Source organism: Bradyrhizobium sp. T-1 (assembly GCF_053592855.1).
The window spans coordinates 1,899,594-1,914,673 of the sequence record NZ_CM132115.1; the positions used below are offsets into that span (position 1 = coordinate 1,899,594).

General features: G+C 65.4%; 14 protein-coding genes. 11 read left to right on the forward strand and 3 right to left on the reverse strand.

Going from position 1 to position 15,080, the window contains the following annotated elements:
* Window positions 1-204 precede the first annotated feature (204 nt).
* Complete coding sequence (locus ACWAT4_RS09160; protein ID WP_212446831.1) at window positions 205-780, reverse strand: TetR family transcriptional regulator; 576 nt, start codon at window positions 778-780, stop codon at window positions 205-207.
* A 157-nt stretch (window positions 781-937) separates the two neighbouring features.
* On the opposite strand from ACWAT4_RS09160, the gene ACWAT4_RS09165 reads away from it, so the two are divergent.
* Window positions 938-2,371: an MATE family efflux transporter gene (locus tag ACWAT4_RS09165; RefSeq protein ID WP_212446832.1), complete on the forward strand. Its 1,434-nt coding sequence runs from the start codon at window positions 938-940 to the stop codon at window positions 2,369-2,371.
* A 6-nt stretch (window positions 2,372-2,377) separates the two neighbouring features.
* On the opposite strand, the gene ACWAT4_RS09170 is transcribed toward ACWAT4_RS09165, so the two are convergent.
* The gene (locus ACWAT4_RS09170; protein WP_212446833.1) at window positions 2,378-2,764 is read right to left on the reverse strand and encodes a hypothetical protein; all 387 of its coding nucleotides are present in this window, start codon (window positions 2,762-2,764) and stop codon (window positions 2,378-2,380) included.
* A 225-nt stretch (window positions 2,765-2,989) separates the two neighbouring features.
* On the opposite strand from ACWAT4_RS09170, the gene ACWAT4_RS09175 reads away from it, so the two are divergent.
* From ACWAT4_RS09175 to ACWAT4_RS09220, 10 genes are all read left to right on the forward strand, one after another.
* The gene (locus ACWAT4_RS09175) at window positions 2,990-3,784 is read left to right on the forward strand and encodes a MetQ/NlpA family ABC transporter substrate-binding protein (RefSeq protein WP_212303831.1); all 795 of its coding nucleotides are present in this window, start codon (window positions 2,990-2,992) and stop codon (window positions 3,782-3,784) included.
* Window positions 3,785-3,913: 129 nt separating this feature from the next.
* Window positions 3,914-4,948 carry a putative FMN-dependent luciferase-like monooxygenase gene (locus ACWAT4_RS09180; protein WP_212303832.1) on the forward strand — a complete coding sequence of 345 codons (1,035 nt, stop codon included), beginning with the start codon at window positions 3,914-3,916 and terminating at the stop codon, window positions 4,946-4,948.
* Between the two features lie 37 nt (window positions 4,949-4,985).
* Window positions 4,986-5,585, forward strand: a complete 600-nt coding sequence (locus ACWAT4_RS09185; protein ID WP_212303841.1) for a CMD domain protein — start codon at window positions 4,986-4,988, stop codon at window positions 5,583-5,585.
* Window positions 5,586-5,599: 14 nt separating this feature from the next.
* A complete protein-coding gene (locus tag ACWAT4_RS09190; RefSeq protein ID WP_212303833.1) occupies window positions 5,600-6,178 on the forward strand; it encodes an alkylhydroperoxidase domain protein in 579 nt (192 codons plus the stop codon).
* 33 nt (window positions 6,179-6,211) lie between these two features.
* Window positions 6,212-7,366: an ABC transporter substrate-binding protein gene (locus tag ACWAT4_RS09195; RefSeq protein ID WP_212427246.1), complete on the forward strand. Its 1,155-nt coding sequence runs from the start codon at window positions 6,212-6,214 to the stop codon at window positions 7,364-7,366.
* Between the two features lie 53 nt (window positions 7,367-7,419).
* Window positions 7,420-9,243: an ABC transporter permease gene (locus ACWAT4_RS09200; protein WP_212446835.1), complete on the forward strand. Its 1,824-nt coding sequence runs from the start codon at window positions 7,420-7,422 to the stop codon at window positions 9,241-9,243.
* Window positions 9,243-10,091, forward strand: a complete 849-nt coding sequence (locus ACWAT4_RS09205; protein ID WP_212446836.1) for an ABC transporter ATP-binding protein — start codon at window positions 9,243-9,245, stop codon at window positions 10,089-10,091. Before ACWAT4_RS09200 ends, ACWAT4_RS09205 begins: the two co-directional genes overlap by 1 nt.
* The gene (locus ACWAT4_RS09210) at window positions 10,088-10,828 is read left to right on the forward strand and encodes an ABC transporter ATP-binding protein (RefSeq protein ID WP_449730407.1); all 741 of its coding nucleotides are present in this window, start codon (window positions 10,088-10,090) and stop codon (window positions 10,826-10,828) included. The genes ACWAT4_RS09205 and ACWAT4_RS09210 overlap by 4 nt, the downstream gene beginning before the upstream one ends.
* Window positions 10,829-10,969: 141 nt before the next feature.
* Window positions 10,970-12,121, forward strand: a complete 1,152-nt coding sequence (locus tag ACWAT4_RS09215) for an IS4 family transposase (protein ID WP_449730408.1) — start codon at window positions 10,970-10,972, stop codon at window positions 12,119-12,121.
* Between the two features lie 196 nt (window positions 12,122-12,317).
* Window positions 12,318-13,376, forward strand: coding sequence for a HoxN/HupN/NixA family nickel/cobalt transporter (locus ACWAT4_RS09220; protein WP_249149553.1), 1,059 nt, complete (start codon window positions 12,318-12,320; stop codon window positions 13,374-13,376).
* Between the two features lie 28 nt (window positions 13,377-13,404).
* Here the strand turns inward: ACWAT4_RS09220 and ACWAT4_RS09225 are convergent, their stop codons facing one another.
* Complete coding sequence (locus tag ACWAT4_RS09225) at window positions 13,405-14,916, reverse strand: ATP-binding protein (protein ID WP_212447171.1); 1,512 nt, start codon at window positions 14,914-14,916, stop codon at window positions 13,405-13,407.
* Window positions 14,917-15,080: the final 164 nt, after the last annotated feature.

Here is a 15,080-nt window from a genome sequence, read left to right on the forward strand (position 1 = left end):
GAAGTGAAATCTGGACCGTCGCCTGACAGCAGATTCAGGCGACGGTCCAGTGCGAACTCAGTGAACTTGGGGAAGTTGTAAGGCCGCGCGCAGACGCTAACCTGGCTGCTCCGGGCACATCAAGTTTCGCTGTGTTGCAGCGGCCAGAGAATCATTTCAGCCGCCTCTAAACCGCCACAGATGGCGGCCGGATCGCCGAATGGTTCAGCGTTCGTTCGCGATTGCCACCGCCGCTTCCACGGCATTCTGCAGGATCTCGTCGGACAGTTGCCTGTCACTGACCGCGCGGGCCAATTGCAAAGCGCCGACCATGGTCGAATAAATCGTGATCGCCTTGCGCCGCCGCTCTTGCGCGGAGCCGTGACCGATCTGCTTCGCCATCAGCACGATGATGTCGGCGATCTTGTCGGTGAAGGCTTCGCGCGTCGCCTTCGGATGCCGCGCGATCTCGGCGGCCAGCGCCGCGGTCGGACAGCCGGTGCCGGCGCGGTCGCGATGCCGTGCCGAAAGGTAGTCGCGGATCGTGGTCTCGAGCGCGACGCCGTTCTCCAGATTGGCCTTGTGCCGCTCCTCGCGTCTTGTGAGCGCGTCGGTCAGCACCTCCCGCACGAGGTCTTCCTTGGAGGCGAAGTGCGAGTAGAAGGCGCCGTTGGTGAGGCCCGCCCCCGACATGATGCCGGCGAGGCCGACCGCCGCTATTCCGCTCTCGCGGAATTGGGCTGAGGCGACATCGAGGATGTGCCGGCGCGTCTCGTGCTTGTGTCCCTTGTCGTAGCGCATGGGCCTCAACTCCTTCCCGATGCCCGGCCTGGAAAAGGCATCGCCACGGGATCGTGATCGATTTGCCATTGCATTACGATCATAATAATGAATTATGAGCATAATGCAATTGCTGCCGGATCCTCAGCAGTCACGATAACCAACGGGACACCAACAAATGTCAGTTGAGGACGTTGCCGCGCCGCCCTTGTCCGTCATCGAGGCCGCTGCGCGCAGCGCGGCGGCGCCTCGTCCTGCACCGACCCCGGCCGACCGGCACCGCGCCGCGCTCCTGACCGCACCGATCCTGCCGACCTTGCTCCAGCTCGCGCTGCCGACGGTGACCGTGCTGGTGGCGCAGACCGCGGTCAACATCGCGGAGGCCTATTATGTCGGCTATCTCGGTACCGATGCGCTGGCGGGCGCGGCACTGGTATTCCCGATCTTCATGCTGATGACCATGATGTCGAATGGTGGGTTCGGCTCCGGCGTCGCCTCGTCGGTGGCGCGTGCGGTCGGCGCCGGCCGCCGCGAAGATGCGGATGCGGCGCTGTTCCATGCCATCGTGCTGGCGATCATCGCAGGCGCGCTGTTCACGCTGGGGGCGCATCTCGGCGGTCCGGCGCTGTTCCGCGCGCTCGGCGGCCGCGACGGCGCGCTCGAAGCTGCCACCATCTATTCCAACTCCCTCTTCGCAGGCGCGATTCCGGCGTGGATCGTCAACCTCCAGGCCGCCGCGCTGCGCGGCTCCGGCAACGTCAAAGTGCCGGCGCTGGTGACCCTGATCGGCGCCATCGTGACCATCCCGGTTTCGCCGCTGCTGATCTTCGGTTACGGACCCGTGCCAGGCCTCGGCATCGGCGGCGCCGGCGTCGCCTTCGGCCTCTATTACAGCGCGGCGATGCTGTTCCTGTTGCGCTACATGTCCTCGGGGGCATCCGGTCTGAGGCTGCACATCGTGCCATTGCGCGTAAAAATCTTCGGCGACATGTTGAAGGTCGGCATTCCCACCGCCTTCAACGCCGTGCTCACCAACCTCACCGTCATTCTCGTCACCGGCGCGGTCGGCCTGTTCGGCACCTCGGCCCTCGCCGGTTACGGCATCGCCTCGCGACTCGACTACATCATGATCCCGCTGCTGTTCGGCATCAGCACGGCGACGCTGACCATGGTCGGCGTCAATATGGGCGCGGGCCAGGCCGCACGGGCGCGAAGGATCGGTTGGGTCAGCGGCGCCGCCGGCATGATCATGACCGGCTCGATCGGCCTCCTGGTCGCGATCGCTCCGACCGCCTGGCTGCATCTCTTCAGCCACGACGCCGACGTCGTGAATGAGGGCGTGACCTATATGCACATCGTCGCGCCCGCCTATGCCGCGCTCGGCTTTGGCTTCGTCTCGTCGTTCGCGGCGCAGGGCACAGGCCGGGCGCTGGGCCCGCTCTTGTCCTCGGTCGCGCGCATCCTGATCGCGGCCGGCGGCGGCTGGATTGCTGTGGCGTATTTCGGCGCGGGAATGGCCGGGCTTGCCGCCATGGTCACGGCGTCGCTCGCCGCCTATGCCGCGATCTGCGTGCTGATCATGCTGTCGCCCGCGACCTGGCGGACCGACTAAGCAGGCTCACTGCATACCGGCGACGCCGACGGCCAGCGCCGACAGCAGCAGCAGATTACTCAGCAACTTGAGCGACGTGCCCGGCTGCGCCAGCCAGCGCGTGACCTTTTCTGAGAAGGACAGCACCGGATCGGCGAACAGCGGCTCAAAACAGTGTCTGAAAAAACGCGGAAACTTCGGCCCTAGCCACGGCGTTGCCAGCGCGTGGAGGGTCGACGCCATCGCAATGAAGTTTGCAGCCCCGAAGGGCTCGCCAATGAACTCGGACCCGTTGATCAGCTTCATCGTCAATGCGACGGCGGAATAGAATGGCACGCCCTGGAGCAGGGCATAGAGCGCAAAACATTCGAGGTGATCCCGGTTGGTGAGTTCCGGGGCGGGACTGGCGGTCATGGCTGGGTTCCTGTCTCGGTTCTTGCCTGATTGCGCCGTCAGTTTCGCTCGCTGGGTCCGGCTTCGCCGTGACGCCCCTCACGCTTGCCGTCCGTTGCGAATTCGTTTCATGTTCTCTCCCGAATGAAGAAATGTTCCCCCTCACAGGCAATCAATATGGATTTCCTTTTTATTGATTTCGCCTCACGGAGAAGCGAATACGATCCTCATCATTTTCGTTGAGTCATGGAGACCAAGATGTCGCTTCGCCCCGCCCTGATCCTCGCAACCGCGCTCGCCGCATGGTCGGCCGCAGCTGGCGCCGAGACCATCAAGATCGGCGTGACGCCGGGGCCGCATGCGCAGATTTTCGAGGCGGTGAAGCCGGTCGCTGCCAAGCAGGGGCTCGACATCCAGCTCATCGAGTTCTCCGACTATGTGGTGCCGAACGCAGCGCTCGATGCCGGCGACATCCAGGCCAATTCGTTCCAGAACCAGCCTTACCTGGACAACCAGAAGGCCGACCGCGGCTACAAGATCGAGTCGGTCGGTCTCACCGTGAACTTCCCGATCGGCGTCTATTCGAAGAAGCACAAGGCCTTCGCCGACATTCCCGACAGCGGCAAGATCTCGATCCCTAACGATCCGACCAATGGCGGCCGCGTGCTGCTGCTGTTGCGCGACAAGGGCGTGATCAAGCTGAAGGACGGCGCCGGCTTCAAGCCGACGGTGCTCGACATCACCGAGAATCCCAAGAAGCTGAAATTCGTCGAGGTCGATGCCGCGCAGGCGCCGCGCGCGCTCGATGACGTCGACGCCGCCGCGATCAACACCAATTATGCAACCCAGGCGGGCCTCGATCCCGTCAAGGATCCGATCCTGCGCGAGGACCCCAAGGGCCCCTACGTCAACCTGATTGCGGTGCGCACCGCCGACAAGGACAAGCCCTGGGTCAAGATTCTCGTCGACAGCTATCACACGCCCGAGGTGAAGGAGTTCGTCCTCACCAAGTTCAAGGGAGCGGTGCTGCCGAGCTGGTAGGCACTCTGCCTAGCCGGAGCCCGGCGCGAGGGGCGCGATCCCGGCGGGCAAGCCTTGCACATTGCCCGCTTGTCTCCGGCCGCAGCAACCGACATCATCGGCTGGCCATCCTCGCCCGACAGGGGTCGTATGAAACGCTTTGCAAACCTGAAACGCCTGGGATTTTTCACGCGGCTGCTCGATGAGGCGCCGCCGGCGGAGCGCTATCGCTTCGCCGCCGAGCAGATCGTGCGCGCCGAGAAGGCGGGGCTCGATTCCGCGTGGATCGCGCAGCACCATTTTCACGAGCGCGAGGGCGGGCTGCCGTCGCCCTTCACTTTCCTCGGCTATGTCGCAGCGCAGACCTCGCGCATCCGCCTCGGCACCGGCATTGTCACCCTGCCGCTGGAGAGCGCGGTGAGGGTGGCGGAGGACGCCGCGGTGCTCGACCTGCTCTGCAACGGCCGGTTCGAACTCGGCGTCGGCACCGGCGGCAACCCGTCCGCCTTTGCCGCCTTTGGCCTCGACGGCGCCCAGCGTAATGAGATCTTTGCGCGCAACCTCGAGGTGGTCCGCAAGGCGCTGACCGGCAAGCCGCTCGATGGCGGCGACACGCTCTATCCGCAGCGGCCGCAACTGGACAAGCGCATCTGGCAGGCGACCTTTTCCGTGGCGGGTGGCGCGCGTGCCGGCAAGGCCGGCGACGGCCTGCTGCTGTCGCGCACCCAGCCGCGAGACAAGGACGCGCCAAGCGCCACGCTCGCCGAGATCCAGAATCCGATCATCGATGCCTATCTCGCAGCGCTGCCGCCGGGCGCCGAGCCGCGCATCATGGCCTCGCGCAGCGTGTTCGCCGCCGACGATCATCGCGAGGCGATGCGGCTCGCCGATATCGGCCTGCGCCGCGCGCTGCCGCAATTCATGAAAGGCGGTCACCTTCCTCCGGGCGAAACGCCGGAAGAGATGATCGCGGCGTTCGACACCCATGTCGGCGGCACTGACGAGGTGATCGCCTCGCTGCGATCAGATGCGACGCTGGAGCGGGTGACCGATCTGGTCTTCCAGGTCCACTCCGTCGATGCGCCACACCCTTATGTCCTGCGCTCGATCGAGCTGGTGGCTGAAAAGGTCGCGCCGGCGCTGGGCTGGACCCGGACGGCGCCTGACGTGGCGCTAGCGGGCTAATTGCCATGAATGTGAACGCGTTGCACGAGGCTAAATGATGGCATCGACGGATATCATCGACATGCTTGTCGGAATCGAACCGGGATCAGCGCTCGACGCCATTCGCGCACGGCGCCTGCAGGCACGCGAGAACGCGCAGAAAAGCTATCTTTCGTTGTTCGAGCCGATCGACGCCGGGGAGTTCTCGCTGCTCGAACGTGCCGCGGTGGCGGCCTTTGTCACCGGGCTCCATGGCGAGTCCCCCGTTGCTTCCTTCTACCGGGACAAGCTTGCGGCGAGTGCGGGTGGCGCGGCCGTGCTCGAAGCGATCGACGCCGAGATCGCGCGCGGCAAGACCTCGGGCCCGTATGGCTCGTTTCCGGCCGGCCCGCTGTCGATCGAGAATACGGCCGGGCTGATTTATCACGTGAATGCGGCGAGCAAGTCGGCGCTCGGCGCCCGGCTCGTCGCGGCGCTCGAGCACGCGCATCTGCTGGTGTTCCGGCCGCGCGATGCGGCGTCCGGCGACATGAAGGCGTTGCTGGCCGCCGGCTGGTCTGACACCGGCATCGTCACCTTCTCCCAACTCGTCGCGTTCCTGTCGTTTCAGGTGCGGGTCGTTAGCGGCTTGCGTACGCTCGCCGCCGCAAACGCATAAGAGGAGGCTGCATCATGAGCGCCGCTGTCAATCCGCCGGTCGTATTCACCCAGGACGAGCTCGGCTGGGTCTCCTGGATCGAGCCGCTGCCCGAGGCCGAACTCACCGAGCGGCATTTCGCCGGCCTGGTCGATCGCGCCCGCGCCAAGTCGGAATATTTCCGCCTGCTGGTGCGCGATCCCGAGGTGCTGGAAGCCCGCACCAAGACCGACAAGGACATCTTCTACAACGTCGCCGACGGCCTGCCGCGCGCCGAGCGCGAGCTCGCGGCGGCGGCGACCTCGCGCTACAACGGCTGCATCTATTGCGCCTCGGTGCATGCGCGTTTCGCCAGCACCTATTCCAAGCGCCGTGACGACGTACAGAAGCTGCTCGACGAGGGCGTCAACGCCGATCTCGGTGAGCGCTGGAATGCAGTGGTCAAGGCGTCGGTGGCGCTGGCGTCGACGCCGGTCGCGTTCGGCCCCGAGAACATCGCGGAGTTGCGCCGCGCGGGCCTCGACGATGCAGAGATCGTCGACGTCATCAACGGCGCCTCGTTCTTCAACTGGGCGAACCGGCTGATGCTGTCGCTCGGTGAGCCCTCGAAGTAATCCTTTTCAACACCTGAGTGGATGGAGCCGTGCATGAGCAACATCAATCGCCGAACCCTGATCAAGAGCTCGCTCTCCGCTGCAATCGCGGGAACTGCGTTTTCGCGCGCTGCCTTCGCGGACGCCGAACCGATCCTGCTCGGCGTCAGCGGTCCGCTCACTGGGCCGAACGCGCAATATGGCACGCAATGGAAGCAGGGCTTTGATCTCGCGCTCGACGAGATTCAGGCCGCCGGCGGCATCAACGGCCGCAAGCTCGCCTATACCTTCGAGGACAGCCAGAGCGATCCGCGCCAGTCGGTGGCGATTGCGCAGAAGTTCGTGTCCGATCCCCGTATCGTGCTGGAGCTCGGCGATTTCTCCAGCCCCGCCTCCATGGCGGCCTCGCCGATCTACCAGCGCGGCGGCCTCGTGCAGTTCGGCTTCACCAATTCGCACCCCGATTTCACCAAGGGCGGCGACTTCATGTGGAGCACGTCCGTGAGCCAGGCCGACGAGCAGCCGCTCCTGGCGCGATATGCGGTGAAGAGCCTCGGTCTGAAGAAGCTTGCGGTGCTGCATCTCAACACCGATTGGGGCCGCACCAGCCGCGACTATTTCAACAACGCCGCCAAGGAATATGGCGCGGAGATCGTCGTCACCGAAGGTTATATCGCCGAGGAGCGCGACTTCCGCTCCACGCTGGTGCGCGTGCGCGATGCCAATCCGGACGGGCTGGTGCTGATCTCCTATTATTCGGACGGTGCGCTGATCGCGCGCCAGGCGCGGCAGGTCGGGCTGAAGCAGGTGATCTGCGCCGCGAGCTCGGTCTATTCGCCGAAATTCCTCGAGCTCGGCGGCGATGCCGTCGAGGACGTCCATGTCGGCACGCGCTACTTCCCGGAAGACCCGCGGCCCGAGGTGCAGAAGTTCATCGCCGGCTTCAAGAAGAAGTACAACGGGCTCGAGCCCGATGCCTTCAACGCTTATTCCTATGACGCGATGAACATGGCCGCGGCCGTGGTGAAGATCGGCGGCACCGATCGCAAGGCGATCCGCGATGCCTTTGCCAGGGTCAAGGACGTCCCGAGCGTCATCTTCGGCACCGCGACGTTCGACGTCGCCACCCGTCGCGTCAAAGGCGCGATGAACGCCGAGCTCGTCGTGCGCAAGGGCCAGTTCGCGCTTTGGGACGGCAAGCCGACCTGACATGATGGCCGGAGCACTCGCGCCGGCCTTTCTCCCCTGATTAGGAACCCTGCGTGTCTTCCTGGCTCGACTACACCATCAACGGGCTGATCGTCGGTAACGTCTATGCCCTCGTTGCAGTCGGGCTCGCGCTGATCTTCGGCGTCAGCCGGCTGATCAACTTTGCGCAAGGCTCGATCTATCTCGTCGGCGCCTATATCGGCTGGGTCGCGGTGGTGCAGCTGCACACCCCGCTGCCGCTCACCATCATCTTCGTCGCAGTAGTGACGGCGCTGGTGGGGCTGATCATCGAGCGGTTCGGCCTGCGGCCCTTGCAGAACTCGGTGCGCATCGCGCCGCTGCTGGCGACGATCGGCATCAGCTTCGTGCTCGATCAGCTGGTGATGCTGACCTTCTCGCCCAATCCGCGCGCGCTGCCGAGCCAGTTGCCGGACGTGCGCTTCCAGGTCGGCGGCGGCACGATCGGTCCGCTTGACCTCCTGATCGCCGGCGTCGGCATCTCGAGCGCGCTGCTGCTGTTCGTGTTCCTGCGCTATAGCAAGCTCGGCTGGGCGGTGCGTGCGGCCTCGCAGGATCGCGACGCCGCGATGCAGATGGGCGTCGACGTCAACCGCGTCAATCAGGCGGTGTTCGGCATTGCCGCGGCGCTCGGCGGCGTCTCCGGCCTGCTGGTCGGCATGTACTACAACCAGATCGACACCGCGATGAGCCTGCAGGCCACGCTCAAAGGCGTCGTCGCGGAGGTCGTCGGCGGCGCCGGCAATGTGCCGGGCGCTGTCGTCGGCAGCCTGCTGCTTGGCCTCGTCGAGAGCTACGGCGTCGCCGTGTTCGGCACCAGCTACCGCAATCTGTTCGCGTTCCTGCTCCTGGTCGTCGTTCTCGTGCTGCGGCCGAACGGCCTATTCGCAAGCGCCCGGCAGGCGCCGCCCGAGCCGCTCACCGGCACGTTCATCGCGCCGAGCCGCCCCGTGCGTATTCCGCGCTGGGCCCTGGCTGTCGCGGTCGCTGCGTTCGCGATCCTGCCGCTGCTTCCGGTGTCGTTCTACATTCTCCAGACCCTGATCAACGCCTGGCTGCTCGGCATGCTCGCGCTCAGCCTCACGCTGGTGGCGGGCACGATCGGTCAGGTCTCGCTCGGACACGCCGCACTGCTCGCGATCGGCGCCTACACCTCGGCGCTGCTGTCGCTGACGCTCTCCGTTCCCGTCGGTCTCGCCATCGTCGCCGGCGGCCTGATCAGTGCCGCACTCGGCACGATCCTGATTTCGCCGTCGTTCCGGCTGCGCGGCCACTATGTCTCGATCGCGACGCTCGCGATCGGCGAAATTGTGTCGCTGGTGATCCTGAACTGGGAAAGCGTCACACGTGGTCCGATCGGCATTTCCGGCATCCCGCCTCTGTCGCTGTTCGGCTACGATCTGATCAGCCCGAATTCGGTATACTGGTTCAGCTTTGCCGTGATGGTCGTGCTCGCGCTGCTCCAGGCGCGCCTGCTCGGCTCGCATCTTGGCCGCAGCTTTCGCGCCATCCGCGACGACGATATCGCCGCGCGCGCCTATGGACTCAGCCTGAACCGCTACAAGTCGCTCGCCTTCATCTTTGGCGGGTTCGCCGCCGGCGTCAGCGGCGGCATCGCCGCGCATCTCTATTCCTACATCAACCACGAGACCTTCAATACGCAGCAGTCCATCCTCGCGTTGACCGTCGTGATCCTTGGCGGTCTCGGCAATGTCGTCGGCGCCATCGTCGGCGCGGTCGCGCTGGTCGGTTTGCCCGAAGTCTTCCGGATCGCCGCGGAGTACCGCATCCTGATCTACGGCATCGTGCTGCTGCTGCTCGTGCGATTCAGGCCGCAAGGCCTGTTGGGGACGATCTGATGGCGGAAGCGCATGCACCGCTGTTGTCCCTGCGCGGGCTGACGCGACGCTTCGGCGGCCTGACGGCCGTCGACGGCATCGATCTCGATCTCGCCAAAGGCGGGCTCGTCAGCATCATCGGCCCGAACGGCGCCGGCAAGACGACGTTGTTCAATCTCGTCACCGGACTCGACCGGCTGGATGCGGGCACTGTCAGCTTCGAGGGGCACGACATCACCGGCCTCTCGCCGGAGCGGCTGGCCGCGCAAGGCATCGCGCGCACGTTCCAGCTTGGTCGCGTCTTCGGCAATCTCAGCGTGATGGATAACGTCCTGATCGGCGCGCACACACGCCTGCGCGCCGTGAAGCCGGCGGTGCCGGTGATTGGACCGCTTCTGGAGCTTGGCCTGGCGCTGCTGCGCCCTTCAAGCGTCAGGGACGAGGAAGAGCGGCTGCGCGAAGAGGTGAAGGCCATTCTCTCCCGCTTCGGCGAGCGGCTGCTGCCGCGGATCGACCAGCCCGCCTACAGCCTGTCCTACGCCAACCGCCGTCGCGTCGAGATCGCCCGCGCGCTGGCGCTGAAGCCACGCCTGCTGCTGCTGGATGAGCCGACCGCCGGTATGAACCCGAGCGAGACCGCGGAGATGCAGGCGCTGGTCGCCGAGCTGAAGGCGGAGGGACTGACTATCCTTCTGATCGAGCACAAGCTGGAGATGGTGATGCGCCTTTCCGACCGCGTCATCGTCATGGACGAAGGCAAGAAGATTGCGGAAGGACCGGGTGAGGCGGTTCGCAACGATCCCAAGGTGATCGAGGCCTATCTGGGCCACGGTCTGTCGGGGACATCGGAGCAGGAGAGCGCGGCATGACCACGGGCACACCCGAACCGCTGCTGACGCTGTCTGACATCAACACATTCTACGGCGAGGCGCAGGTGCATTTCGACCTGTCGATCACGGTCGGCCGCGGCCACATCGTCTGCCTGCTCGGCGGCAACGCCAGCGGCAAATCGACGACCATGAAGATCATTCTAGGTCTGGTGAAGCCGCGTTCGGGCGAGGTGATGTTCGACGGTGCCTCGCTGATCGGGCTGACCACGCCGCAGATCGTTCGCCGCGGCATCGCGTCGGTGCCCGAGGCGCGGCGGTTGTTCGCCGACATGAGCGTGTGCGAGAACATCCTGATGGGCGCCTTCGTGCGCAACGACCGCGACGCCGTGGCGCAGGATCTCGACAGGATGCTGACGCTGTTCCCAAAACTCGGACAGCGGCTGTCGCAGCGTGCCGGCTCGCTCTCCGGCGGCGAGCAGCAGATGGTCGCGATGGCGCGCGCGCTGATGAGCCGGCCAAGGTTGATCGTGATGGACGAGCCGACCATGGGCCTGTCGCCGCTCTATGTCGACCGCGTGCTGGAGCTGATCCGCACCATCAACCAGGAGGGCGTCTCGGTCTTCATGGTCGAGCAGAATGCCAGTCTCGCGCTCGAGATCGCGCACGAGGCCTATGTGCTCCAGACCGGCAGGATCGTGCTGTCGGGGCCGGCCCGGATGCTGAAAGACGATCCCCGCGTGCGCGATGCCTATCTCGGTGGCTCCGAGGCGGCGTAGGCTCGGACGCATCTAAGCCATCATAGCCGGGCTTGACCCACGGCTGTCCGGTTTAAATTTATTGGACGAAGCGCATGGCGTTGATTCTACTCGATCCTGGACGTCTGCAAGCGTTCCGGGACACGAATGGAGATCAGCGCCATGCCGCACCACAATACAGTATTTCGCGATCTGCTGAAGCTTGTGCCGTGGCATCGGTTCGAGGCGCTTGTGGACGATCATGATGCCGACGCGCGGGTTCGCCGGCTCTCGACCAAGGGCCAGTTTGTGGCACTGCTCTACGGCCAGCTGTCGGGCGCCTCGGGCTTGCGCGAGATCGTGACCGGGCTTTCGAGCCACGCGGCCCGGCTCTATCATCTGGGCGCGGATCCGGTCCGCCGGTCGACGATGTCGGATGCCAATGCCAAGCGGCCTGTTGCGGTGTTCGGCGAACTGCTGGAAGTCATGATGAAGCAGGCCCATCGCGGGCTGCGCCGCAAGCTCGCCGAGACGACCTATCTAATTGATTCCACGAGTGTGCGTTTGAACGAGCACAGCTCCGGCTGGGCCCGGTTCTCGTCCGGGGTCTGCGGCGCCAAGGTGCACGTGATCTACGATGCCGACGCCGATCGTCCGATCTATGCCGCGGTCAGTGCTGCTAACGTCAACGACATCACTGCAGCCCATCAGATGCCGATCACGCCGGGTGCGACCTATGTCTTCGACCTCGGATATTACGATTATGCCTGGTGGGCCGAGCTTGATGCCGTCGGCTGCCGCATTGTCAGCCGGTTCAAATCCAACACCCCGATCGATGTGGTCAAGGAGCTGCCGGTCACCCCGGGCAGCAACATCCTGTCCGATCGCATCGGCTTCCTCCCGGCACGCCAAGCCAGATGCCGCCGCAACCCGATGCAGGATGCGGTGCGCGAGGTGCGCATCACCACCGAGACAGGAAAGGTGCTGCGCCTGCTGTCGAACGATCTCGATGCCAGCGCCGAGGACATCGCCGATCTTTACCGCCGCCGCTGGGCCATCGAGCTGTTCTTCCGCTGGGTCAAGCAGACCCTCAAGATCACTCGCTTCGTTGGCACCTCAGAAAACGCCGTGCGAATCCAGATTGCCGTTGCCCTGATCGCCTTCCTGCTGCTGCGCCTCGCTCAGGCCACGCAGCAAGCCATTCGAAGTCCGCTCGTCTTCGCAAGGCTGGTTCGCGCTAATCTCATGCAACGCCGCCGTATCGACAACTTGCTCGCCCCGCCGCCGACCGTCCAAGATCAGCGGCAGATGTGCCTAGGTCTTCCTCAAACCTAAACCGGACAGCCGTGGGCTTGACCCGGCCATCCATGCCTTACTTTGTTGCTCCAAGAACGTGGATGCCCGGGACAAGCCCGGGCATGGCGACCTCCTGCAAATTCGCATACGCGGTCATCGGGTAGCAGCCGGGGCTGGTCAGTATGACCATCCTATGAAAAGATCATACCGTTGGCGCAATAGGCGTGCGGCGGAAATGCGTGTCTTGACGAGATGGTCTGTACGGGCGGCCGAGCCCGGAATGGTGCTGCTGTTCGGCGGGCTCGTCGCCGCCAATGTCGCCGCATGGGCCTGGGCTTTTGCGGCGTTCGGTGACCAGCCCGCGGTGATGGCAACCGCGCTGCTCGCCTGGGTGTTCGGTCTGCGCCACGCCGTCGACGCCGACCACATCGCCGCCATCGACAATGTCGTGCGCAAGCTGATGCAGGCGGGCGATACGCCGCGCAGCGTCGGTCTCTATTTCGCGCTTGGCCATTCCACTGTCGTCGTGGTCGCGACCGTGCTGCTCGCGCTCGGCGTGGTCAGCCTTGGCGGCGACAGCCTCCTGAAGGATATCGGCAGCCTGATCGGCACCTCGGTGTCGGCGCTGTTCCTGCTGGTGATCGCGGTGATCAACCTTGCCATCTTCGTTGGTCTCTGGCGGACCTTTCGCGCGGCGCGCGAGCATGGCGTTCACGACGCCGCGGGGCTGGATGCTCTGCTCGCCCATCGCGGATTTCTCGCGCGGCTGCTCGGCCCGATGTTCCGCCTGGTGACAAAGCCCTGGCACATGTTTCCGCTCGGCTTTTTGTTCGGCCTCGGCTTCGACACCGCGACCGAGATCGGCCTGCTCAGCATCTCCGCCACGGAAGCCGCACGCGGCGCATCGCTCGCCGATATCCTGGTCTTCCCCGCGCTGTTCGCCTCGGGCATGGCGCTGGTCGATAGCGCCGACTCCGCGCTGATGGTGAGCGCCTATCGCTGGGCCTTCGTCGATCCCATGCGCAAGCTTTGGTACAACCTCACCATTACCGGCGCGTCCGTCGCGGTCGCACTGTTGATCGGCGGCATCGAGGCGCTTGGCCTGATCTCCGATCGGCTGGGACTTTCCGGCGGCGTATGGGCGCTGGTCGATAGCCTCAACGAGTCGCTCGCGCATGTCGGCTTCGCCGTGATCGCGCTGTTCGTGATCGCCTGGCTTGTCTCAAGCGTGCTTTACCGCCGCGTATTTGTGGATGAGGCGCGCCGTTTGCCGGACGCGACCGAGGCGGCGTAATTGACGAGGTGTCCCTGAATCTGGTGACTTAAGCCGACGCCGCGCTCGGCATCGACTCCGCCGGCTGATCGTCGCCATTGGGATCGCCCGGCGCGGTCGCCCAGGCCAGTTCCACCAGCGTGACGAACCTGCGTCCGCCGCCGTCGAGCTGGACCACGATCAGGCCCTGCTCCTCCATGTAGCCGAGCAGGCGCTGCGCCCGGCGCAGCGAGTGCGAGCCATAGGCGCGCGCGATCGCGGCATCGCCGGGGCAGGGCCAGCCTTCCTTGGCGGCGCGCGCGATCATCATGAACACGCCCTGCATGTCGTCAGGCAGGATCGAGGCGCGCAGCGTCACTTCCTGCCAGGCGTCGTCCTCGGCGATCTCTGTGCCGAGCCCGGCGCGCGCATGCGTCAGCATGCGGCGGAATTCGCCGAGGTCAGGCACGGCGGTGCCGAGGCCCTCGATCCGGCAGCGGACCACGAATTCCTGATAGAGCACGCCGATGGCGCGGAAACCGGCATCGGGCGCGGCCAGCACGGCGCGCAACGTGCGATCCACGCGCTCACGTCGTTCCGCGAGCTCCTCGGCACTGACCGGGACCTCGGCCACCTCGGGGCTGATTTCGGGAGCTGCCGCCTTGGCCGCGCGGAGCTGCTCGAGCAGATCAGGCGCAGGCCGGCGCTGCGGCCGGCTGGCATCCGGCGGCGGCGCGGCCAGGATCACCGCGCGTGCATCCTCCAGCGTCGCTTCCGGCAGCGGCATCAGCCGCGGCGTCGAATTGCGCGGGGACGTCGCGGTTGGGCCGATGTTCAGCCGCAACGGACGACGCGACAGCGCAGGCCCCAGCGCCATGAATTGCCCGCGCTCGAGATCGCGAAAGGCTTCCGCCTGCCGCCGCTCCATGCCGAGCAGATCGGCGGCGCGCGCCATGTCGATGTCGAGGAAGGTGCGGCCCATCAGGAAATTCGAGGCTTCGGCGGCGACATTCTTGGCGAGCTTTGCCAAACGTTGCGTCGCGATGATGCCGGCAAGTCCGCGTTTGCGGCCGCGGCACATCAGATTGGTCATGGCGCCGAGCGAGAGTTTTCGCGCTTCGTCCGACACTTCGCCTGCAACCGCCGGCGCGAACAGCTGCGCCTCGTCGACGACCACCAGCATCGGGTACCAATGGTCGCGCTCCACGTCGAACATTCCGCCGAGGAAGGCGGCCGCGCGCCGCATCTGGTTCTCGGCATCCAGCCCTTCGAGATTGAGCACGGTGGAAACCCGATGCAGTCGCGCGCGCTCGCCGGCCACTTGCAGGCCGCGCTCGGTGTGGTCCTCGGCCTCGATCACGAGATGGCCGAAGCGCTCGGCCAGCGTGACGAAATCGCCTTCGGGGTCGATGATGGCCTGTTGCACCCAGGGCGCGCTCTGCTCCAGCAGGCGCCGCAGCAGATGCGACTTGCCGGAGCCGGAATTGCCCTGGACCAGGAGCCGGGTCGCCAGCAGTTCCTCGAGGTCCATGGCCGCCGCGGCGCCCGCCGTGGTCAGCCCCATCTCGATTGCAACCGTCATGTTCCCGACTCAAGTCCCGTCATTCGCGGCAAGGGGCTTATCAATCGAAGCGGGATGCGTCGAGCGAAACAGGACGAATCACGGCCTGTTGCCCACGGCGGATTTCATCCGAGATTCGAACGCCGTAGAAGTGCGGGCCGGTTCGGGGCTTGCATGTTGCCCAC

Coding starts and splice junctions, on each gene's coding strand:
- ACWAT4_RS09160 (WP_212446831.1), bottom strand. CDS start 780: ATGCGCTACGACAAGGGACACAAGCACGAGACGCGCCGGCACATCCTC.
- ACWAT4_RS09165 (WP_212446832.1), top strand. CDS start 938: ATGTCAGTTGAGGACGTTGCCGCGCCGCCCTTGTCCGTCATCGAGGCC.
- ACWAT4_RS09170 (WP_212446833.1), bottom strand. CDS start 2,764: ATGACCGCCAGTCCCGCCCCGGAACTCACCAACCGGGATCACCTCGAA.
- ACWAT4_RS09175 (WP_212303831.1), top strand. CDS start 2,990: ATGGAGACCAAGATGTCGCTTCGCCCCGCCCTGATCCTCGCAACCGCG.
- ACWAT4_RS09180 (WP_212303832.1), top strand. CDS start 3,914: ATGAAACGCTTTGCAAACCTGAAACGCCTGGGATTTTTCACGCGGCTG.
- ACWAT4_RS09185 (WP_212303841.1), top strand. CDS start 4,986: ATGGCATCGACGGATATCATCGACATGCTTGTCGGAATCGAACCGGGA.
- ACWAT4_RS09190 (WP_212303833.1), top strand. CDS start 5,600: ATGAGCGCCGCTGTCAATCCGCCGGTCGTATTCACCCAGGACGAGCTC.
- ACWAT4_RS09195 (WP_212427246.1), top strand. CDS start 6,212: ATGAGCAACATCAATCGCCGAACCCTGATCAAGAGCTCGCTCTCCGCT.
- ACWAT4_RS09205 (WP_212446836.1), top strand. CDS start 9,243: ATGGCGGAAGCGCATGCACCGCTGTTGTCCCTGCGCGGGCTGACGCGA.
- ACWAT4_RS09210 (WP_449730407.1), top strand. CDS start 10,088: ATGACCACGGGCACACCCGAACCGCTGCTGACGCTGTCTGACATCAAC.
- ACWAT4_RS09215 (WP_449730408.1), top strand. CDS start 10,970: ATGCCGCACCACAATACAGTATTTCGCGATCTGCTGAAGCTTGTGCCG.
- ACWAT4_RS09220 (WP_249149553.1), top strand. CDS start 12,318: ATGCGTGTCTTGACGAGATGGTCTGTACGGGCGGCCGAGCCCGGAATG.
- ACWAT4_RS09225 (WP_212447171.1), bottom strand. CDS start 14,916: ATGACGGTTGCAATCGAGATGGGGCTGACCACGGCGGGCGCCGCGGCG.